21 protein-coding genes are annotated in these 21,261 nt (G+C 72.7%); 2 read left to right on the top strand and 19 right to left on the bottom strand.

Features of this window, described 5'->3' with window-relative positions:
* Positions 1-131 precede the first annotated feature (131 nt).
* From ACGFH9_RS12145 to ACGFH9_RS12065, 17 genes are all read right to left on the bottom strand, one after another.
* Positions 132-902 (bottom strand): BTAD domain-containing putative transcriptional regulator, encoded by a 771-nt coding sequence (locus ACGFH9_RS12145; RefSeq protein ID WP_393217710.1) that lies wholly within the window; start codon positions 900-902, stop codon positions 132-134.
* A 137-nt stretch (positions 903-1,039) separates the two neighbouring features.
* The gene (locus tag ACGFH9_RS12140; protein WP_393217708.1) at positions 1,040-2,167 is read right to left on the bottom strand and encodes a hypothetical protein; all 1,128 of its coding nucleotides are present in this window, start codon (positions 2,165-2,167) and stop codon (positions 1,040-1,042) included.
* Positions 2,168-2,180: 13 nt separating this feature from the next.
* Positions 2,181-4,526 (bottom strand): hypothetical protein, encoded by a 2,346-nt coding sequence (locus ACGFH9_RS12135; RefSeq protein ID WP_393217706.1) that lies wholly within the window; start codon positions 4,524-4,526, stop codon positions 2,181-2,183.
* Between the two features lie 12 nt (positions 4,527-4,538).
* Entirely contained in the window at positions 4,539-5,975 is a 1,437-nt protein-coding gene (locus ACGFH9_RS12130) for a baseplate J/gp47 family protein (RefSeq protein ID WP_393217704.1), read from the bottom strand.
* Positions 5,968-6,471: a hypothetical protein gene (locus ACGFH9_RS12125; protein ID WP_393217702.1), complete on the bottom strand. Its 504-nt coding sequence runs from the start codon at positions 6,469-6,471 to the stop codon at positions 5,968-5,970. Before ACGFH9_RS12125 ends, ACGFH9_RS12130 begins: the two co-directional genes overlap by 8 nt.
* 1 nt (position 6,472) lies before the next feature.
* A complete protein-coding gene (locus ACGFH9_RS12120) occupies positions 6,473-6,796 on the bottom strand; it encodes a hypothetical protein (RefSeq protein ID WP_393217700.1) in 324 nt (107 codons plus the stop codon).
* Between the two features lie 10 nt (positions 6,797-6,806).
* Positions 6,807-8,831, bottom strand: coding sequence for a hypothetical protein (locus ACGFH9_RS12115; protein ID WP_393217698.1), 2,025 nt, complete (start codon positions 8,829-8,831; stop codon positions 6,807-6,809).
* Positions 8,828-9,475: a hypothetical protein gene (locus tag ACGFH9_RS12110; RefSeq protein WP_393217696.1), complete on the bottom strand. Its 648-nt coding sequence runs from the start codon at positions 9,473-9,475 to the stop codon at positions 8,828-8,830. The genes ACGFH9_RS12115 and ACGFH9_RS12110 overlap by 4 nt, the downstream gene beginning before the upstream one ends.
* Entirely contained in the window at positions 9,475-9,975 is a 501-nt protein-coding gene (locus ACGFH9_RS12105; protein ID WP_053659787.1) for a hypothetical protein, read from the bottom strand. Before ACGFH9_RS12105 ends, ACGFH9_RS12110 begins: the two co-directional genes overlap by 1 nt.
* 2 nt (positions 9,976-9,977) lie before the next feature.
* Complete coding sequence (locus ACGFH9_RS12100) at positions 9,978-11,456, bottom strand: hypothetical protein (RefSeq protein WP_393217694.1); 1,479 nt, start codon at positions 11,454-11,456, stop codon at positions 9,978-9,980.
* Positions 11,453-14,572 carry a hypothetical protein gene (locus ACGFH9_RS12095; protein WP_393217693.1) on the bottom strand — a complete coding sequence of 1,040 codons (3,120 nt, stop codon included), beginning with the start codon at positions 14,570-14,572 and terminating at the stop codon, positions 11,453-11,455. Before ACGFH9_RS12095 ends, ACGFH9_RS12100 begins: the two co-directional genes overlap by 4 nt.
* A 2-nt stretch (positions 14,573-14,574) precedes the next feature.
* Positions 14,575-14,829 carry a hypothetical protein gene (locus ACGFH9_RS12090; protein WP_355051243.1) on the bottom strand — a complete coding sequence of 85 codons (255 nt, stop codon included), beginning with the start codon at positions 14,827-14,829 and terminating at the stop codon, positions 14,575-14,577.
* A gap of 28 nt (positions 14,830-14,857) precedes the next feature.
* Positions 14,858-15,286: a hypothetical protein gene (locus ACGFH9_RS12085; RefSeq protein ID WP_393217691.1), complete on the bottom strand. Its 429-nt coding sequence runs from the start codon at positions 15,284-15,286 to the stop codon at positions 14,858-14,860.
* 16 nt (positions 15,287-15,302) lie between these two features.
* Positions 15,303-16,472 (bottom strand): hypothetical protein, encoded by a 1,170-nt coding sequence (locus ACGFH9_RS12080; RefSeq protein ID WP_393217689.1) that lies wholly within the window; start codon positions 16,470-16,472, stop codon positions 15,303-15,305.
* Between the two features lie 37 nt (positions 16,473-16,509).
* Entirely contained in the window at positions 16,510-17,484 is a 975-nt protein-coding gene (locus ACGFH9_RS12075; RefSeq protein WP_393217687.1) for a hypothetical protein, read from the bottom strand.
* Between the two features lie 197 nt (positions 17,485-17,681).
* Positions 17,682-17,996, bottom strand: coding sequence for a barstar family protein (locus ACGFH9_RS12070; RefSeq protein ID WP_393217685.1), 315 nt, complete (start codon positions 17,994-17,996; stop codon positions 17,682-17,684).
* 36 nt (positions 17,997-18,032) lie between these two features.
* Positions 18,033-18,470 (bottom strand): ribonuclease domain-containing protein, encoded by a 438-nt coding sequence (locus ACGFH9_RS12065; protein WP_393217962.1) that lies wholly within the window; start codon positions 18,468-18,470, stop codon positions 18,033-18,035.
* Between the two features lie 122 nt (positions 18,471-18,592).
* On the opposite strand from ACGFH9_RS12065, the gene ACGFH9_RS12060 reads away from it, so the two are divergent.
* Both ACGFH9_RS12060 and ACGFH9_RS12055 read left to right on the top strand, forming a co-directional pair.
* A complete protein-coding gene (locus tag ACGFH9_RS12060) occupies positions 18,593-18,967 on the top strand; it encodes a hypothetical protein (RefSeq protein WP_393217683.1) in 375 nt (124 codons plus the stop codon).
* 80 nt (positions 18,968-19,047) lie between these two features.
* Positions 19,048-19,377, top strand: a complete 330-nt coding sequence (locus ACGFH9_RS12055; protein WP_393217682.1) for a hypothetical protein — start codon at positions 19,048-19,050, stop codon at positions 19,375-19,377.
* Between the two features lie 291 nt (positions 19,378-19,668).
* Here ACGFH9_RS12055 and ACGFH9_RS12050 read toward each other — a convergent pair whose 3' ends face one another.
* Positions 19,669-20,619 (bottom strand): DUF559 domain-containing protein, encoded by a 951-nt coding sequence (locus ACGFH9_RS12050; protein WP_393217680.1) that lies wholly within the window; start codon positions 20,617-20,619, stop codon positions 19,669-19,671.
* A gap of 280 nt (positions 20,620-20,899) precedes the next feature.
* A complete protein-coding gene (locus tag ACGFH9_RS12045; protein WP_393217679.1) occupies positions 20,900-21,139 on the bottom strand; it encodes a winged helix-turn-helix domain-containing protein in 240 nt (79 codons plus the stop codon).
* Positions 21,140-21,261: the final 122 nt, after the last annotated feature.

Here is a 21,261-nt window from a genome sequence, read left to right as displayed (position 1 = left end):
GTTACCCATCCCACCCCACTGCGCGCCGCCCACCCCGCGCCACCCCACTGCGAGGTGGGCAGGGCCCCTTGCGGGTGCGGGTGCGGGAGTGTGGCCGGGGCATCGCACATCGTGCGAGGTGTCGCTGTCGGTCACGGAGCCAGGGCGGTCGCGCCGGTCAGGCTGGCGCGGACGAGCTGCTCGAGCCAGGGTGTCGGGGCGACACCCAACTCGCGACCCAGGTCGGCGCGGAACAGCTCGAAACGCCGTACCGCCTCGTTGATGTTGCGCTCGGCCAGGTGCACCGAGATCAGCGCGCGGGTGGCGCTCTCCCGCAGCGGCTCCAGGTGCACCGCGGTCAACGCCACCTGTACCGCCTCGCCGTAGCGGCCCTGCGTGGTGAGCCGCTCGGCGAGGGCTTCCAGCGCGTAGAGCCGGGTCTGGCGCAGCCGTTCCCGCTCCGTCAGGACCCAGTCGTCGTACCAGCCGGGCAGCAGCTCGCCGGTCGCCAACGTCGGCACGGTGCCCACGAGTGAGCGGCCGTTCAACAGGACGGCCGCCGCCGCACTGAGGGCGGCCACGTCACTCGTCACACCGGCGGCCAGGGCCAGCCGGTCGTCCTCCTCGACGAGGGGCTCCGGCGTCACCCGGTGCAGCCGCCACAGCATGGTGCGCAGGTTGGCCCGCGCCCGGTCCTCGTGCGAGGCGGGCCAGAGCGTACCGGCAGCCTCGGAGCGGGCACACCGCTGGCGTACGCCGAGGTAGGCGAGCAGCCGGCGGGCACCCTGCGGCACCACCACGGACCGGCCGTCGCGTTCGAGCGCGAAGCCGCCGAGCAGCCGCAGCGCGTACCGGGTCGGTCGCGCCGCCCCGGTCTCCGGTACCCCGGAGCGGAGGTCGTGCGTCACCTCGTGAACTGCCATCCGTGCGCCCTTCGTGCCCGATCGCCCCGTGGGAGTCCCACGCTCGGGTGTGGACGGTCGGCACGCCAGCGCAGTGTCGTCACACCGACCCGGCGAACGGCGCGGATCAACCGTTCGCCGGAGTCGCGGCCGGCCGTTCAGCGCAGCTTGCTCAGCGTCCGGGCGTAGCCGGTCCACTCGGCGGCGTCGCCGACGTCGGCGCGTACCCCCGCCTCCTTCATGATGCCGACCACCCGCTCGGTCGACGTCTCGGCGAGCTTGCCCAGCGTGCTGATCCCGGCGCGGGTCAGCGCCGCCCGGGCCTTGGTCGGTACGCCGGCCAGCATGGCGATGTCGGCGTCGGCGACGTTCTCCAGCGCCGCGTCGATGCCGAGGGCGGCGGAGACCGCCGACTGGGCGCCCGAGGTGGTCCGCACGATCGCCGCCTCCCGCTCGCTGACCTCGGCGACCAGCGCGTCCAAGCTCGGGTAGCTGCTGTCCGCCGGCAGCACCTTGAGCACGTCGCGGATCGTTCGGCCGTCGGCCACCTCCTCCTCGCCGAAGGAGCGCAGGAACTCCACCACCTTCACCTCGCGTGGGAAGCGCTGCCGGACGTCGGGGTGCTCGACGGCGTACCGGTCGAGGTAGGCGGCACCCCGGACCTTCGGGCCGGCGACCACGTCCACGCCGAGGGTCTCCACGGCGGGCAGCACGATCGTGCCGGCCTTGGTCTGCCAGATACTGACCTTCTTGTCCATGAACATGGTGGTGCCCATGTACTTACCGAAATCCAACGCGCCGATGTAGTTGGGAATCTGCTCGAAGGTGTACGGGCCGGGCACGATCTTGTTCTCGTGCACGGTCGAGTGCAGCCGGTTGATCTCGGCGCGGATCTCGTCGAGCAACCGGCGCAGACTCACCCGCATCGCCGCCATGCAGGAGAACGCCTTGGCCAGGTCGGTGCCGAGGTGGTCCAGGTCGTGCTCGATGCGGTGGAAACGCTCGTTGAAGCCCTGCTCCCCCGGTGTCTGACCGGCCTGTACGACGTCCTCGCCGTCCACCCAGTCGGTGTGCGCGAACGTGCGGGCGAACGGCGGCGGCGCGCAGCCCGGCTCCACCGCTGGGAACGACTCGGCGTAGGTGAACACCCGCTTCGCGGTGCCGACGTTCTCATAGATCCAGGAGGAGACCAGCACGCTGGCGTCCGACGCCGGGATGCCGTTGCGGGTGAACGCCTCGTACAGCTCGCTGACGGTCACCCCGTCGTAGTTGATCTCGTTCGCCATCGTGGTGTCCCTCTCAGAGCTGGTCGTACACGCCGCGGTGCCGGCGCTGCTGGAAGGTGCGGAAGGTGCGGGCCACGGCCGGGCGCAGTGGCTCGGCCGTCCCGTCGTCGTCGAGGTCGACATGATCACGTCGGATGCCGAACGTGTTGATCTCCACGCCGAGCGGGCAGACCCTGGTGAGGGCGTTCATCAGCCGCTCGTACTGCTCCAGGGTCACCGTCACCCCGTCGGGCAGCTCGACCCGGAACTCGTACGGGTCGGTCCGGCCGGTCCGCACGTAGGACAGCGCCACCACGGCGACCAGCCCGGCGTGGATGGGGCGCAGCGCGGTCCGCGCGCCGACCGCCTTGATGTCCGCGGCACCGCCGCCGAGTCCCACGGTGTACCAGCGGAACCCGGTGGCCCGGCGTTCGCTCAGGTTCAGCCCGGCCTGCGGAAGGCCGATGACGCTGCACACCAGCAGCACCCGGTTGCCCGTCTCGACGAGCGGCAGCGCGGCAGCGAGGTGCTGCTCGCGCAGCAGACCGACCAGCCGGGCGAGCCGGTCGGCGGCGGCCGGTTGCCCCGCGATCAGCGCGGACGCCAGCGCGGCCGGCAGCTCGACGGTCTCCACCAGCTCGTCGGGGAGGCGGTTCAGCGCGGCCACCACGGGCGCGGGGTCCCGCACGGCGGGCAGGCCGGCGGCGGAGAGCACCGCGTCGACCGGCTGCCCGGCGGGTCGTGTCGGCACGGCCGCCCACCGGGCCCGGGCCGCCGCGTCGGTCAACGGGTTCCAGGCCGGCTCGCCGGCGGCCGCCCACGCTGTCCTGGCCGCGCTCAGACCGGCCAGCAGCAGGGCGTTGCCACCCGGGTCGCCCGGGGCGTGGAACTGCGCCTCGACCGGCGCGTCGACGCCCATCGAAGCGGTCAGCGGCGCGGTCACCGCGAGCCCCCGGGTGGGCAGGTGCGACAGGTACATCACGGTGGTGCTGACCCGGTGCGTGGTCGGCAGCCCGCAGACCCGCCACAGCCAGGCCAGCTCGCCGTCGGCCGAGACGGTGGGCACGCCGGCGGCGCGGGCGGCGACGATGAGCGCCTCGGCGGTCCGGTCGGCGGTCACCGTCCGGCCGGTGTCGAGCACCCGGTTACGCAGGTCGGTGGCTTGCGCCGGGGTCGGCCAGCTCACGTCGACGCCGAGACCCAACTCGTAGCGGCTGCCACCAGCGTCGTCCTGGGCCCTGCTGACCTGCCACACGATCGTCGAGCCGAGCGCCCGGCAGACCCGCCCCGCACGGTCCAGGGCCATCGCCAGCGGCGGGGCCACGGCGTGCGAGCTGCCGAAGGTGTACGACTGACGCAGGCTCGCCCGCAACGCCGTGACCTCGGCGAGACGGCTGGCCGGCAACGCCCGACCGGCGTGGACGGTGTTGTTCGGTGGGGTGTTGGCGGCCAGCACCAGGCGATCGCGGCGCAGTTGGGCGAGGAAGTTGGTGCGGTGCTGCGGGTCACCGACGGCGACCAGCCGCACCGCCACCGCGAACTGGTCGTCGTCCTCGCGCAGCGTGAAGCGCGCGCCGCCGGGCAGGTCGGCGAAGAGGCCCGCGTTCGGGTCGGTGTCCGCGCCGGGGCCGTTGAGCAGGTGGCGTACCGCGCCCGGGGTGGGCAGCAGGAACCGCCGGTACAGCCCGAGCCGGTGGGCGTACGCGGCGTCCGGCTCGCGGGCCGGCGGGGCCAGCCGGCGGGCGTACACCTCGCCGTTGGTCGGCTCGTGCACCAGCTCGTCCACGAAGCGGGCCACCCCGACGTCCGCGCCGATCCGGTCCAGGGCGTCGCGGCGGGCGTGGGCCAGGGTCCGGTACGCGTGCACCTCCCGGGCCGCGCGGCGCAACCGGTGCTTCTCGTACGACACCAGGTAGAGCAGCCGGCCCAGGTTGCCCTCGATGACGGCCAGCTCGACCAGAGCGGGGAGTGCCGCCCCGGTGACCGCCGTGGCGGCGGCGCCCTCGACGGCCCGCTCGGCCGTCACGGCGACGGTGAACGGCGCGACGAGCGGCTCGTCGGCGGTGTCCGGCACGTACGCGGGCACCGACGCGCCCTCGGCGGACCAGGGCGCGAAGACCACCGGAGGCAGCGCCCGCTCCCCCGCGCCTCCCGGGTCGACGGTGACCGTCACCCGGATGGTCTCCTCGGCCAGGTCTCGGCGCAGCACGACGGTGAACAGCGGATGGCGACTCGTCCAGTCCACGGCGGCACTGCCGGCGGTGGCGAGCGGCACCACGACCCGCCGGACGGTCCCCGGGTACGGGCCCTCCAACTGGTCGACGAGGTTGCGTTCGACGGACGGGTCGGCACCGTCCACGGGTACCCGGATGTCGGTCATCGCGGCTCCCGCTCAGACGATCCGGAACGGCCGGGGATCGTCCCGGTCGACGTAGACGGGCACCTGGTTGGCGGCAAGCACCGCGTTGTCGCCGACCGGCAGGCGCTGCACGCCGTCGCCGGTGGGCGCGCTGCCGGTCACCACGACCGCCGAGTCGGCCGGGAAGCGGACCAGTCGCAGGTTGCGGACGTCGGCGACGCCCGGCTCGTTCATCAGCGTCCAGATCACCTCGGCGGCGCGAACCGGCTCGCCGAAGGGCAGCTCGTCGACGTAGCGGCGCAGCCGGGCGTGCAACCGGGCGCGCAGCTCGGTGGCGGCGGTGGACGCGTTCACCGCCTCCTTCGAGCCGGTGGGCAGCGGCAGTCCCCGGATCACCAGGTCGGCCTCGACACCGACGCCCACCTCGTCGGCTCGGTCCACCGAGGCGAAGATGCCCACCGGCCGCAGGTCCTCGATGACCGACTCGACGGCGGCGTGCAGTCCGTCGGGGCCGTCCCAGATGGCGGCGGCGGTGGGGGCGACGAGCACCGTGACGTAGTACGGGCTGCCCAGGTCGCGTTCGGTGCTGAACACCCGCTCGATGAAGGAGAAGTTGCCGAAGATGGACTGGTTGAGGTCCAGCCCGCCCCGACCGTCGAACACCTGCACCTGGCGTACGCCGGGCACGGTGGCCACGGCCAGGCCGATCGCCTCGGCCGTCCAGATGGAGCGGGGCGCGGCCAGCAGCAGTTGCCGGTAGCGGGCGTCGGAGACCTGCTGCTCGCCTCCGGTGAGCGCGACGGTGTGGGTGATCTCGACCAGCTCCTTGCCGGCGGCCTGCTCGGCGTCGTCGAGGTCGGCCAGCAGGGTGTCGGCGCGGTTCCAGCGATCGATCCGTTGACTGGCCTGCGTCGGGTCGAGGTTGTGCGCCGGGCCGGGATAGAAGGCGGTGACGACAGGTTCGCGCTCACCGACGGCGGCGGAGAGCACCACCGTCTCGTCCAGGGCCACGTGGTGCCCGCCGGGGGTGGACAGTCGCGCGCCCCGGGGCAGGGTGAGTTGCGGGTGGCCGGTCGGCAGCGCCGCCTTGAGCTTCAGCTTCACCGTCCCCCGTGCTTGCAGGTACGGCCGTCCGATGCCGAGTTCCTCGCCGAGGCGGGTCAGCGCGTCGGCGGTCGCGGACACCACGAAGGAGTTGTCGTAGACCGCGCCGAGCGCCGCCCACATCCGGGCGTCCTCCAAGGCGGCGAGTTCGAGCACCTTGCGCAGCACCGCGCCGCTGGTCAGGTCGACGTCCTCGCCGAAGAGCAGTCGGGCGGTGGCCAGCTTCTCGGCGAGCAGCCGGGCGAAGGACTTGGGCACGAAGCCGGTCTCGACGACGCCGAAGCCCGTCGAGCCGGTGGCCCGCAGCGCGGCGGCGTCGACGGCGAGCACGTCGGCCAGCTCGGCCGGGAGGGTCGGATCAGACACTGGGCAGCTCCCCGAGGCGCACCGAGAGCCGGTCGTCGGTGATGGTTTCGAACTGGACCTGCACCTGCAGGGTGCGCGAGGCGCGCAGCGTGGCGGCCGACGCGTCGTCGGCGCGGCCCGCGCCGAGTCGACCGTCGTCGAGGTTCACGTCAACGATCTTGCGGACGCGCGGGTCACGGTCGAGCAGCGTGATGATGCCGATGCGGACCTGTTCGCGGATGAGGTTCGGCTCGATCTGCTCGGCGAGGGCGTTGAGCCCGTCGAAGCCGAACGTGGCGTCGAAGACGTTCGAGCCGCGCAGCGTGGTCAGCGCCACCGCGAGGCTCTGCGCCACGTTGCCGGTGCCCTCGACCAGGGCCAGCGTCCGGCCGTTCGGGCCGTCGTCGAAGACGATGTCCCGGGCCAGGTCCACGCCGGGCATGGTGGGTTCGAAGGCGAGGCCCCAGCCGAGGTAGCGGCGCTGGGCGGCCTGCCGTTCGCGCTCGGTACGGTCCACCTCAGGCCGCCTTCAGCTTGCTCTGCCCGGCGTTGGCAGCCAGTCCGGGGCTGGAGCCGTCGGTGGCGCCGCTGAGCGAGTCCAGCGCCACGGCGACGCCACCGACCGTGAGCTTGCCGGCGGCCCCGGTCGCGGAGGTCACCGTGCTGCACTGCTTGGTGGAGTTGCTGGTGGTGATGGTGCAGCCGGCCACCGACCTGCCGCTGATGCCGTCGAGGCGGACCACCGGTGTGTGGTCGACTGTCAGCGTGCCCTGCCCGGTCGGAGAGACCTTCCCCTGGTTGGGGCAGTGCACGTCGCTCGACGTGGTGAGCACGAATGCCATGTCGATCTCCTCAGTGGACGTTCATCGCGTTGCTGACCTGGACGTCGACGTCGTCGGCGGCGATGTTCACGGTGCCGCCGCTGATGTTCACCGCGCCGTTGCCCGCGTCCAGGTCGATCTGGGTGGCGGTGATGGTGATCGAGCCGTCCTGCTTCATCACGATCGAGGACCCGCCGGCGTGCTCGATGGTGATGCTGTCGGCCTCGTCGGCGCGTTTCGGGCGCTGCCCCCGCCCCTGCAACTGGGCCCGACCCACCCGCACGGTCAGCTCGCCCAGCTCGATGACCCGGTTGCCATCGCCGTCGGTGAGGTCGTGCGTCACCTTGCCGTCGTGGTCGGCTGGCGTCACCGTGTCCGCGATCGACGAGCGGCTGCCGCTGGCGACCCCGACCGGCAGGGAGAGCCACCAGTCCCCCGGTTCGGACGCCGGGGCGTGCCCGGTCGGCCAGAGCGCGCCGACCTCCACCGGGTCGTCCGGCGCGCCGTTGCGATAGGCCAGCGCCACCCGGGTGCCCGGGTAGCGGGGCAGGATCAGCCCGCAGCCGCCCCAGGCGAACGGGGTCAGGTAGGTGACCCCGGGCAGCGGCGCGGGCTGCTGCCGGCGTACCGGCAGGCGGCGGGCGGCGTTGGGCCGGCCGTCCGGGCGGATGAGTCCCTCCCACACCGTCTCGGTCTGCGCGGGCGGCTCGACCGCGCCACTGGCGTTGGTGGCGACCGCGCGGACCTCACCGATCTCCAGGCCGCGCGTCTCGCCCCGGGCCGCGCGGGCGGCCCGGCGCACCGCCTCGGCGGCGGCCACCCCGGGCGAGGACGCCGGACCGGCCGGCTCGGCGGTCCCCACGCCGGACGCGTCGCTCCAGGTGTCCCACGCCTGGGCGCCGGAGGTGACCTCGACGCCCTGCACGACGGTGACGAAACCGGCGGTACGCGACAGGGTGTGCCGGGCCGCGCTGAGGTAGAGCAGCTTCGAGCCCGCACCCAGCTCCCCGGTCGACGGGGCGAACGGGGCGGCGAACGAGCCGAGCAGCGCCGCGCCGACACTGCCCAGCGTGGTGGCCTCGTCGGTGGCGGGCGGGTCGAAGCGCACCAGGTCGCCGGGCTTCAGGTCGGGGCGGCCCTTGAGGGTCAGCGTCCACGCCCGACGGCGTGGTGCGGCCGTGCCGCCGGCCTCGGTGGCGGCGTACGGGTCGGTGTCCTGGGTGCCGTTCTCGGTGCAGGCCAGCAGGCCGGTGGCGAGGGTGAGCGGCTTCGGCTCCCCCTCCGGGTACGGGATCGGGCGCTTCCCGACGTGCACGGTGCCGTCGCGGATCAGCAGCATCCCCCGCCCGTACGCGTTGAGGGACTGCTGCAACGCGCCACCGATGCGTTCCAGGGCGGCACGGTAGAGCAACCCGGCCCCGAAGGCGACCCGCTCGTCCCCGGCCGCCTCGGTGGCCCCACGGGTCATCGTGCCGTCCGGGTTGGCGCCCCAGCCGGTCACGTCGACCCGGGTCCGCTCGCCGATGGCACGGATCGCGGCGGTGAAGGTCGCCGCCTCGAAGCGTTCGGCGACGCGCTGGCCGAGCCGGGCGTACGCCTGCTCGACGAGGGTCAGCTCGGTGTCGTACGTCCGCTCGCCGGTGACCCGGCGCACCTTCGTCACGCGCAGCACGGCGACCAGCGCCTGGGTCAGCTCGGCGGGGGTGGGCCCGGCGTTGACGCCGACCAGATTGGTGAAGAACGCGCCGACCGAGGTGTTGGCGTCCCGCCAGTACAGGTGCAGCTTCGCCACCAGCGGCGGTTGTCCTTCGGCGGTGCGCAGCGCGGCGAAGTGTTCGTCGATCAGCCCCTGCACGGTGACCGTGTACGCGCCGGGGCCCAGCCCGTCGGCCAGCGCGGCGTCGATGGCCGCGTAGTAGTCGGCGCTGGACAGGGTGAGCGTGGCGTCCGGGCTGATGCCGGTCGGTGTCTCCCGGTGGAAGGTGATGGTCCAGCCGGCGTCGTTGCCGACGGCGCCCTGACGTACCTGGCCGGTCTGGAACGGCGTGAGCGTCACCGCAGCACCCTCCGCATCTTCTTGTCGAGCAGGTAGCGGTAGCGCAGCCTGCCGGGGCCGAGGTCGGATTCGACGCGCTGCGCGGGTGGGCGGCGACGCCACACGAACTCGTTGATGGGTGGCGGTCCGAACTGGTCCACCGCGCGGTCGGTCCGCCGCCAGGCCACGGTCAGGTGGGAGCCGTAGTCGCCGGAGCCGCGTACCGTCCCGGCGTGCAGCAGCCAGGCCAGCACCAGCACCTCGACGGCCACCGGGGTGACGCCGGGAGGAGCCGGTGTGCCCGCGTCGGGGCAGACGCGCCGCAGGCCGGTGGCCAGCGGCACCGAGCCGAGGATGCGGGTGCCCTGGCGGACGACGAGGCGCAGTGGCGCACGGCCGACCAGCATTGGCGAGCGCGGCATGGTCGTCGGCGCGGGTCGGGGCGCGAGGTCGTCGGCGGAGCTGCTGACCACGGCGAGCGGATCAGTGGCGAGCCACTGCCGGGCCAGGCCGGTCGGCAGGATCAGCACCCCGTGTACGCCGCCGCCCAGCTCGACGCGGTGCGGCAGGCCCGCGGTGAGGCTCTGCCGCACCTCGGTGAACCCCTCGGGCACCTCGATCGGTGTCTCCGGCAGCAGGTAGCGGTCGATCGGGAACGGTGGCATCAGTTGCCCAACCCGTCGGCGAGCGCGCCGACTCCGATGCTGGCCACGTCGAGCAGCTTGCCGAGCAGGCTGGGACGGGGCACGTGGACGAGGGTGATGGTGGTGTCCAGGACGTCGCGGCGGGCGGCCGAGGCGTTGAAGGTCAGCGACTGCACCTGCATGTCGGTGCGGATCGTCATGGAGGTGACCAGGATCAGCCCGCCGAACTTCCCACCCGAGTACGCGGCGAGGGCGGTGCCGCGTTTGCTCGCCTCGGCCATCGTCTCCAGGGCGAACTTCCAGGCGTAGCGTTCCGCGCCGACCAGCACCCCGGTGAGCGTGATGGTGTCGTCGTGGGTGGCCACGATGGCCTTGTGCGCGGTGGAGCCGATCGGCGGCAGGTGGTACGTCTGCGCGAGCGAGATGGCGGTGACCGCCCAGAGCGGGATGGGCAGCACCCCGTCGCTGATGATCGCCGACGGCACCGTGCCGTACCGCATGAAGCTGCTGGTGATGGCCATGGTCAGCGCCCTCCGGTGGGTGGCAGCGGCACCGGCGTACCGATGGGTTCGACGGCCAGGCCGAGGTCGCGCAGCGCCTGGGTGATCTCGCGGACCTCGCCTGCGGCGCTGGTGACGCGCAGTCGCAACCGGCGCTCCTGAAGCGCCGCGCTGATCCGGGCGGGCCGGGTGGACGCCGAGCCGCGCCGGTTGATCCGGTCGATCTCGGCGGCGGCGTCCTCCATCCGGGAGATCGCGTCGAGGATGCGCGGGTCCGGGGTGAAGCCGGGATCGTCGCGCTGGAGGCGAGCGATGGCGTCGCGGAAGTCGGCGGCGTCGCGACGCAGGTTGACCATGAGGTTGTCGGTGAGCGCGCTGACCCCGCTGACGCTGGCGGCCCGGTGCGACTTGTCGTCGACGAGCCACACCCAGCCGTCGTGGCCGATGCCCACGAGGTCGGTGCCGGCGACCTTGACGTTGGCGTCCGGTCCCTTGAGGAACAGCTCGATGCTGCTCAGCGAGAACGCCGCGCTGTACTCGCCGAGGACACCCCGGCCGTAGGTGACCATGTCGTGGCGCAGGTAGGCGCGGAAGCCGGGGCCGTCGTCGGCGCGTCCGTTGCGCTCGCGGAAGCGCCGCCACAGCGTGGCCAGGGCCTCCGGGTTGTGCACGGCGAGCTGCTGGGTGAGCCACACGTCGCCACCGGCCACCACCGCCCGCAGGTCCGGATCGCCGATGCGGGCGAGGGTGTCGGCGAGCCGGGCGTCACTCATCTGGAGGCCCCGGGAGCGGGCCCGGCCGAGGTCGTCGACGGCGGTGCGGAGCCGGGCCAGTTCGTCGGCGGTGAGCCGGCCGCCGAGGCGGGTCTGGAGGTCCGCGACGGCGGCCCGCTTGCCGCTCTCGCTCTCGGCGGCCACCGCACGCCACAACGCGGCCGGTTCCAGCTCGGCGGCGCGGCGCAGCGCCGCCTGCTGGTCCGCCGGCATGGCCCGGAACGCGTCACCGACGATCGCGGCCGGCTCGACGTGCCGGCCGGCCGCGCCGCCGCCGGCGTCGAAATCCCGCAACAGCGAGTCGGCGTACGCGCCAGCGTCGTCGGCCAACCGCAGCGGCGCGTCGCCGACGATGCCCTCGCGAGGGCGGCTCAGCTCGCGCATCTCGGTGCTGAGCTGTTCGAAGTACTCGCCGAGGGTCGCCACCCGGACCCCCTCGGGCAGGGTGCCGCCCTCCAGCACGTGGTCGAGGATGGCGGCGATGTTGTCCCGCAGGACGGCGATGCGTTCCAGCCGGTTGAGCGCGTTGCCCAGGTGCAGGTCGCCGACGTCGTCGACGATGCGGCGGATGAGGTGTTCCAGCAGCCGTCGGGAGCGCGCCTCGCCGGCCTCGCTGTGCTCGGTGATCGCGCGTATGAATCGACGCAGTCTCGGGTTCGCGTCGGCGGCGGCGTGTACGGCGGCGGCGTCGAGGAAGCGGCCGGCGCGGAACCGGCGGGGCCCGGTCACGGCCGTACCACCGGCACGCGCGGGCCGGACGCGGCGCTGGGCTGCGAGTCGAGCACCATGAGGATGAACCGGGCGCCCTCCGGACCGCCGACCGCGCCGCTGAGCATCGCCTCGCGCTCCACGTACGCGAGGATGGGCTCCATCAACTTCTGCACGACACGTTCGAGGACCTCGTTGAGCAGGATCTCGGTGAGGAAGCCCTGGAGCAGGTCACGGGACGCGGCTTCGACGATCTGCCGGGTGACCCGGCGCACCACGTACCCCCGGGCGGCACGCAGCCCCGCGCGGACGCCGAAGCGCAGGGCGACCCGGCCGCCGCGCACGGCCGCGCCGCCGATGGTGCCGGCCTCCGGGATGAGCGACATCGCCAACCCGAGGTACGCGGCGAACAGCTCGACCTCGACCTCGGTGCGGGTGAGCACCAGCTCCGGGTCGAGCATCGAGGAGTAGAGGCGCTCGCGCTGGTGGGCGTGGACCACGTCGACGGCGGCGACGGCGACCCCGACCACGAAGCCCAGGGGTGGGCAGAGCAGCGACAGCGCGATGATGCCGACCATGACGGCGAACGCGCTCAGCGCCTCGCGCCCCAGCTCGGTGCTGAACAGGCTGTCGACGCCGGTGGCGTAGTAGAGGTTGCCGCCGAAGAACTCGCCGAGCTGCTGGTGGGTGACGAGGTGGATGCCCTGCAACGCGAAACGTCCACCGGGGATCGTCGCCGACGGGACGTGCTCGCTGATCCGGCTGGACCGGAAGGCGAAGCGCGCGTCGGTGCGGGCCCGGCCGAGCATCTCGGTGTTGTGGCGGCGCATGTCCTGCAACACCCGCCACAGCTCGTCGCGGATCGCCGACCGGTTGCCGGCGAAGCGGGCCAGCACCTCGGGCAGGTCGGTGATCTGCTTGACCAGCGGGTCGACGCCCTCGGCCTCGCCGCGCTGGATGACCAGCGCCTGTTCGATCTCGGCGAGGGTCCAGAGCACCGCGTGCGAGTCGCGGACGCGGGTGACGCCATCGCGTTCGACGATCTCGCCGGCCGCGCCGGGGCTGGTCAGGGCGGCTTCGGTGGCGAGGAAGGCGCTGGCGATGGCGCGGGCGGCCCCGTACCAGGCGGTGGACGGGTTCAGCGTGCTCAGCGTGGCGACGGTGCCGCCGCCGGCATCGGTGTGCGCCTGCGTCCACCGGGCGGCCTCGTGGCGGCGCAGCCGATCGCGCAGCCCCTGCAACTCGGCGTAGTCGGTGAGCTGGGAGACGATCAACCGCTCGAAGATCGGCGCGTACCTGTCGAAGTTGGCGATCCGCGCCTCGATGCCGGTTCGCGAGCTGAGCAGGAGCTGGACCAGCATGGCCTGGCTGCCGACGACGAACAGCTCTCCCACCGCAGCCTTGACGGCTGGGCTGAGCGCCTGCACGAAGTGCAGGTTCCAGGAGGCGGACGTGTCGATCCAGCCGCCCTGGATCCGCGCGGAGTGCTCGGGCTGGCTGTAGCGGCGCATGACGAGCTGGGCGAGGTGGTCCAGGCGGGGCACGACGCCGGCCAGGTGGCGCAGGAACTGCACGGCGGGCGAGGCGACGGGCCGGAAGTCCAGCGGGCCGAGTCGTCCGCTGCCCTCGGGGACGGGACGGGTGAACGCCTCCCGCTCGGCCGAGCCGACCAGCAGGCTGATCGCGGCGGCACGGCCGCGCAGCACGGCGGCGGCCTGGAGGCAGAAGTTGGCGGGGTAACGGCACGGCTCGCCCATCTGGAGCCGGAACGCGATGTCGTCCATCAGCCGGCGCAACTCGTCGCCGTCCGGGCCGAGCGCGGCCAGCTCGGGCTCCCCGTTGAACGACGCGCAGGCGGGCATCGTGGAGTGCCCCGCCCCGACGGAGGGAAATGGGCGTCCCTCGGTGCCGGGCGGCGCGCTGGGGCTGCTCGGGTCGAAGACGAACCCACCCCGACGGGTGCCCCCGCCGCCGTCACCGGTACCGCCAGCCCCGCCACCCGGGCCGGTGCCCGTGCCGACACCTCCGCCGGGTGGCGCGTTCGGGTCCGGCGGGGCGACCGGGTGCTGCTCGACGCTGATCGGCAGCAGGTTGGCCGTGCCGGTCCAGTGCAGCGTGGCGTCGGTCTCCTCGGTGCCGACCAGCAGCAGGGAGACGCCGCCGATGTCGACCACCACCAGGCTGGTCGGCGTAGCCCCGCCGACCGAGGCGAGGATCGCGTCGACCCGCCGCCTCACCTCGGCGTCGACGGCCCGCTCGATCTGCGCCTGGTACTCCTCGACGCTCGTGGTCCCGCCGCGCGGCGAGGCGATCCGTAGCCGCCGCCGAATGTCGGCGCTCAACTCCTCATCCACCATGGCGACCAGGGCGCTGCGGTCCGCGACCGGCCGCCGCTGCACCGTGCCGGGCTGCGGGCTGGGCACCCGCGCCTCGACCTCGAAGTGGGGTTGCGGGCTGGCCCGGAACACCGTCTCGCCGAACTGCTCGAAGGTCAGGACCGACAGTGGAGTGGTGGTCACCATGATCACCCAGACCGGACGCCCGTCCACGCCGACGACCCGGGCGATCACCCCCTGCGGGGTGCCCGACGGCAGGCCACCGTGCTGACGTACCGCCTCGCGGGCCAGTTCGGCGAAGTGACCGGCCAGGTAGGCGGCCGGGCGCAGCAGCCACTGGTAGGTCACCCGCGGTGGCTCGGGACCGTCCACCGGCACCTCGGCGGCGTCGCCACCGTCGTCGTAGGACGGTACCCGGTACACGGCGAGCAGGTGCCGCATCCGCTGCGGGTCGAACAGCTCGGCGGCCGGTTCGCTCAGCGGCAGGGGCACCCCGGGCGGCAGTCCCGGGTCGAGGCGCGCGGCGTCGACCACCTCGGTGACCCGTCGCCGCAGCCGCGCCTCGAAGGCCCGCCGCTCGTCCGGCGACACCCGTTCCCGGGCCGCGCCCGTCCACCGGATCTCCGGCGCTTCGGTGCGTACCTCCAGGTAGCCGCCGCGTGGCGCGACCACCTCCTGGCGGGAGCGTTCCAGGGCGCGGGCCAGGGCCGCGGCGAGCGCGTCGGTCACGGCCTCCGGCCGCTCGGTCACCGACCGCGCGTCCAGCCGGATCCGCACCGGCACGTGCACCGAGATGGCCACCGTCAGAACCGCCCGTCCAGGTGCTCGGCGAGGCGGGCCAGCGCGAGGTCCGCGAGCGCGTCGGCGTCGAACGCGCCGCCGGCCGCGACCACCTCGATCTCCACCGGAAAGTGGTACGCGATGACGGCGCGATCGTCCTCGGCCACCTGCTCGGCCTCCGCCTCGCTGCCGGCCGCCGGCAACACCAGCTCACCCGCGTGCACCAGGGCCAGCCCGGTACGGGTGACCCGGGCGGCGCGGCCAGCTCCCGTCGCCATCTGCTACCTCCGGTTGATCCTGGTGGGGTTACGGCAGGACCGACGGGTCGCCGGTCTTCGGGTCGACCGAGGCGGCCAGGCTGAAGCCGCTGAAGGTCGCCGCGGGCGCGCCGGAGATGGTGGCGGTGGTCGGTGTCGCGCTGGTGATCAGGCAGTCCTGCAACACGAAGGACGAGAACGCCCAGTCGTCGCCGGTGTGCTCCAGCAGCGCGATGTCGAACAGCTCGCCGTCGAGGGCCAGCTTGGTGAGCCGGCCGGCGACGTCCCCGATCGCCTTGACGGTCATCGTGAAGTTCATCGACACCGGCGCGTGGATGACCCCCAGGTGGGTCACCTCGCACGAGTGCAGCGCCTCGACGTTGAGCGAGAAGGACGGGCTGAACGAGTCGATCGGGCTGATCAACACCGTCTCGGTGCCCTTGGTGTACTGCACCGCGAGGCGGGTCTTCCACTCCATGGTCTGGTTCCTCCGGTCAGAACTTGGCCACGAGCGTGACCAGCAGGCGGCTCACGGCCGGGCCGTACGTGACGGTGACGACGAGGTCGACGGTGCGGTCGGCCCGGGCTGCGGTGACGATCGACGTGTCGGTGGCGGTACGGGCGACCTCGGGGATGGTGAGGATGTCGAGCACCGGGATCTCGATGCGGTAGTCGTCGATCACGGCCTGCCGCTTGAGTGGGCCGAGGATGCCGTCCACCTGGGTCTTGAGCAGGGTCATGCCCGGCTTGGTGATGCGGGCGTCGCCGACCAGGCCGATGAGCCCGGCGCGGAGCATGAATTCGATCTGGTCGAGGGTGCGGACCAGGTCGACGTGCAGCAGGCTCGCGTCGGAGGTGAACAGCCGTCCGTCGGCGAAGTGCAGGCTCTCGCCGGTGATCAGCGTCGGGTCGATGATCGGCGTGAGGTTCGCCTCGGAGAGGCTCGTGATCTCGGCCGGGCTGTACTGCTTGGCCACCGGGATGGCCACCCCGCGGATCTTCTTCAGCACGATGCTGTGGTGCACCGGCAGGCCGGCCACGGCCGCCATCGCGGCGGTCGCCGCGTCGCCGTCCGCGCCCCGGGCGGCGATCATCAGCATCCGGCTGGTGCTGCTCTTGAGCGGGTTCGCCGCGGCGGTGACGTCGGCGACGTAGGTGGGGCTCTTCTCGGTGGCCGGGTTGACCATGGCGAAGCCGATCCGCCGCTGACCGGCCGCGGACATCGTCTCCACGTGCGCCTTGAGCGCGTGCAGCCCGGTCGGCGGGTTCGCTCCGGCGGGGTTGCCGACTGTCGACTCGTTGGCCAGCGACACCATCGTCACGTCGTCGGCTGCCTCGAGACCGCCGAGCGCGGCGGCGTAGTCGTCACCGGCGACCTTGACCCCGTACACCTTGGCCGGGCGCGGGTCCTGCAGGAACGCCAGTTCGAGCGAGTTGTAGAGGGCGTTGCGGACGACGTTGCCGGTCTGTCGGCGGGCGAAGTTGGTGACCGCGTCGTCCAGGGTCTCGATCCGGACCGGCGTGTTCGCCGGTGCGGAGCCCCCGTCGGCCGTGGACGGTGCCTTGCCCACGACGGCGATGACGCCCGGCGAGCGCTGGGCGAGCGGCGCCGGTGGCGGCACGATCCGGACCTCGATGAACGGGAATGCTGCTGTCGGTGCCACGGGTCCTCCCGGACGAAGTTGCTGCTGGTCTGAGTTCTCAGGTCGGCACGGCGGCGAGCCCGATGCCGCTGCGGGCGAGCCACTGGCCGGCCCGGGTGAACCGGGCGGCCCGCTTCTGGGCGGCGGTTCCGGTGTCGCCGCCGGGCCACCCGTCGTCGTCGAACGTCTCGACGGGGACCACCCACACGGCGACCACCCGGTGTCGCCGCCGGACGTCCTCGGGTGCGGGCACATCCAGCCCCAGCTCCTCGGCCCGGGCGCGGACCAGCCGCGTCTCGACGAGCAGGTCGGCGAGGGAGAAGCCCTTGTCGCGGATCAGGACGGCGGCGGCGAACGGCAGCGGGCGGGGCGTGGGTGGCGCGGCCGGCGGCGCGGCGAACCGCAGTTTCACCGTCGCGCCGGCGGCCTGCCCGCGCATCCGGGCCACCAGGTCACCCGCGTTCGCGGCGCCCACACCGGCGAGCAGTCGGTCCAGGTGCGCGTCGGTGAAGGCCGCCGGCTGGTGCAGGCCCGCCCGCAGCCGGGCCACCAGTCGGGTACGACGCTCGGCCTCCAGCAGCGCCGGGTCGGTCGGCAACGCGCCCAGGTCGGCGATGATCTGTGGGTCGACGTCGAATGCCGGCACCGACACGTCGAGGTCCTCGACCCGGTCCCGCGCCGCGCTCGTGCGGACCACGAGACTCCCGCGCCAGAGCGCGTCGATGCGCAGCGCCGATCCGCCGAGGCCGTGCAGGCGTACGCGCAGCTCGGTGCGGGTGGTGCCGCCGGGGCCCAGCCACTCCCCCTCGGCGAGGGTCACCGGAGCGGCGGCGAAGCCGAGGGTCAGCTCGTCGAAGGCCGCCGCGTACGGGGGCGCGACGGGCATCGCCTCGGTGTCGTACGCGGCGTCGACCAGGTGGGCCAGCGAGGCGTCGTCGAAGAGCGCGGCGCGGGTGCCGGGGTCGGCCAGCCGCACCAGCACACCGTCGACGAAGTCCACCGCTTCGGCCTCCCCGCCGCCCACGTCGGGCACGCCGCCCGGCTGGGCACGAGGATCGCGGAAGGGCCGTCACCCGAACGTCACCACCACCGTCACCGCGCGCGGACGTCGCTCGGACTGTCGGGAACTGAGCATCCACGCGGCCCGGTCGGTCGCCCCGTTCCGGGGCGGCGGTGTCACCCAGGAGCGATATACCTCAGAGTCATATTCATACCTCTGTGGAATACCGCTCACCCGAAACCCGCGCCCCCGCTCAGGACCACGCGCAGGGGATGTGGGGCGGTGCTGGCGAGGTCGTCGATCACGGCCATCAGCAGGTCGTACTGGTCGGACGGCTCGTCGGCGAGGAGCTGAGCGGCGTCGGTGACCAGCAGGGTGAGTGGGCCGGCGTCCAGCCGGTCCCGGAGCACGTCGGCGAGACTGTCCCAGGTGCCGCCCAGGTACGCCGGCAGTGCCAGCGCCTCGGTCAACGCGGCGAAGAGCGCGGGCCGGGTGCGTACCCCCGTCCCGGCCAGCGTCACCGTGCCGAGCCTGTCGTCGGTCATCGACGTACCTCCTGGACCGGCTGGCCGCCGGGTCGGTCAGAGCCGGTAGAAGTCGGTGTAGTGGTTGGGCGAGAACCAGGTGACTCCGGTGCTGCGGTTCACCACGATCCGGTACGCGTCGCGGGCGGCGCCCTGGGTACGCGGATACACGTCGTACTCGTAGTAGGTGGCGTTCGTGGGCAGTTGACCCTCGTAGTTGTAGAACCGGCCACCGGCGAAGTTGGACAGCCCGCCGCTCCACGAGTACCAGCCGCGGCTGGTCGGGAAACCCTTGGCGGACCAGCCGGAGCGTGCGGTGCGGGCGTCCGCGCAGCGGCTGACGGTGCAGGAGCTGTAGACCGCCGCCGAGGCGGAGTCGGTCAGCCGTGGGGTCACCACGGACGGCCCGACGAGCGCGGCGGCGACCATGGTGAGGAGCAGGGCGAGGGTGGTGGTACGCCGGCGGATCGCGCCGAGCGTGGCCAACGGGGACATGTGGGTGGACACAGGCTGCCTCCAGACCATCCGATCCATCGACCCGCGTCAGTCTCGGGTCGCGCTCAGTCTGGCCGTCGCCGGCCGTCGGCGACAGCCCCCACGAGCCCAACTGCTCCACAATGCCCGGTGAACCCCGAGCGACCGACATGCGGTGGTGGGCGCGCACCGAGGACCCGGAGTGGTCCTACCGGCGCGGGGACGTCCTCGTGACCTGCCGACCCGACGCGGCCGTACGCCTCGACGAGCGGATCATGCCGGCGCTCCGGCCGCACGTCGACGCGATGGTGCGGATGGAGTACCAGTTCGACGAGCAGTTACGCAGGGCGACGTACGCCGAGGATCTGAGCCGGCGGTGGGCGACGATCCTCGGCGACCACCTCGACGCGGACGCGGACCAGGAGATGGCGGACGCCCGCGAGCACCTGCTCGCCGCCCAGCGGGACGCCGCACGCTGGATCGGCGAACTTCTGCACCACCGCGCACCCAAATCTTGATCACGACTGGCTAGCATCCTTGCGTCCTTCCGCTCGGGAGGCACGGGGCGGTCCTGGCCCTGATCGGCGGCATCGGCGCGGTGCGGGAGAGCCGCGAGGCCTTCGCCGTCAAGATCGGCGAGCAGGGCATCACCCGGACCAGAGGCGCGGCCACGATCGGGTTCTCCTGGTCGGAGGTGACCCGGGTCGCGATCGAGAAGAAGCCCAACGCCGGCAAGCTGGAGAAGCCGAGCATTCTGACCGTCTGGGTGGCCGACCAGACGCAGCGGGCGATGGCACCGGACGTCGGGCTGACCGGTCTTCGCGGCTACCACCTCGCCGACCTGCGGAACACCCGGCAGTCGCGCGACGAGGTCGTGGCGGCGCTGCGCCAGTACGGCGGGGACCGCTACCCCGCGCCGGCCAACTGATCCCTCGCCCCCTCGGAGTTAACAATGTCGACGATGGCCACGTCGCATCCTGCGGCTCGTCCCGCCCCAGCCGACGCCGGGTGTCGCGGCGCACCTGCCCGCGCCCCTCGACCCCGGCAAGCCGGTCATCCAACGCTCCGGCGCGATCGTGAGCCTCATCCTGCTGACCCTGCTGGTGCTGGTCGCCGGCTGCGGCATCCTGGCGTTCGCCACGACCACCTAGGACCGCCCACGATCAGTCGATGGTGACCAGTTGTCAGGGGTCGCGGTGAACTGGTCACCATCAACTGATCATGAGGAGACGCGACGGCTGGCGAGGATCGCCAAGGTCTGCTGGCGGACCTCCCCGGGATTCGCCAGTAGCCGCCGGTGGCTGAAGCGCACGACAAGGATCCCTCTGGTGTCCAGCAGGGCGTCACGGCGAAGGTCGATCTCCCGCTCGGCCGGATCGCCGTGGGTGCTGGCGCCGTCGAGCTCGACGTTGACCCGCTCGGCCTCGGCGAACATGTCGAGGTAGATCGTTCGGTCACCGATCCGTACCGGCGTCTGCCGGGTGAACGCCGGCATGCCCGGACCTGTGAAGACATGGTCGTAGCCCCAGATTTCCAAGGGGCTGCGGCAACCGGCGACGAGCCGGTCGACCAGACCGCGTAACGCCGCACGGTCGGTCACCCGCGGTACCTCGGCGAGGGTCGCGACGAGCCGCCATGGGGTGGTGAGCCGATCGTTGACCGCGCGGATGACGGGTCCCGGACGGTCGACCGGCGGCAGCAGCGGCCAACAGTCCACCAAGGTGCGGTCGAGCCGTGTCACCGGTAGGCCGCCGCGCACCACCACCTGGGGCGGCTCCGCCGCGAAATCGGCGCGATGGCGGACAACCAACGCCGGCCGGTCACGCAGACCCGAGCCGGTGGGCAGGTCGACGTACACCGGTTCGCCGGGGGGCTGGCGGCGCAGACCCCACACGTCGAGCGCGGCGAGTCGACTGAGTGCGCCCCGCCCGTCGGCGTACGCGAGGGCTGCCCGACGTGCCAACTCGGGCTCGAGCCGGGCCAGGACCGGCACGTCCGCGCCCGCGCTCCGGATGAGGGCCGCGTCCAGATAAACCCCGGGCAGCGCCCGGACCAGCCGACCAGCCCGGCAGGCAGCCTGGATCGTCCACTCGGGTGCCGCCCGCACGGCGTCCCGCCAGGTGCAGAGCCCACCGCCCCGGACCACCAGGGCATGCAGTCGTGGATCCATGGGCCGACCCTGCCGCAGCGTCCCACCGCATACCGCCTGCTCGGCTGCCGCTGTGGACAGCGTGTGCCCCTGTGGACAGCGCGCCACATCGCGCCTGCACGTGCTATGCGGTGGTGTCGCCGGGACAGCTCACCGAAGGCCGCGCCGCCGTACGGACCGCGGCTCGCTCGGTGGACGCTGCCGAGCCTCCTGCTACCTCTCGATGGAGGGTGAATCCATCGAGGGAGGGCTTTTCGAGACCGTCCGCGTAGGCGGCGTGTTCCGAGATGTCCCACGCCACCTACGGCTCGCGCATCCAGGTCTTCGGATCGGTAACGAAGATGCCCTTGCCCTGGTGCCGCCGAATGACCCGCAACGCTTCCAGACGGGCGTAGGCCATCTGCACGGTCCCATGACTGACGTCGTAACGAGCACGCAGTTCAGTGATCGAGGGCAGCTTGTCCCCCGGCTTGAGCTTCCTCGACCTGACGTCGGCGATCACATCGTCGGCGATGCGCCAGTAATCCGGCACTTCTCGCATGGCACTCCTCGCGTGGCAATCCGATTTGATCACACCGCGACGCGCCTAACAAGCAGCGTTGACTTACCTAGCATGTCTAGATATGTTGGATCGGAGCCGGTCCTCGCGTGGCAACGAGTTCG

Origin of the sequence: Micromonospora sp. NPDC049102 (assembly GCF_043197485.1) — a bacterium.
Lineage (GTDB): Bacteria > Actinomycetota > Actinomycetes > Mycobacteriales > Micromonosporaceae > Micromonospora.
The sequence above is the reverse complement of the archived record's forward strand: the minus strand, read 5'-3'. Positions and strand labels throughout refer to the sequence as shown.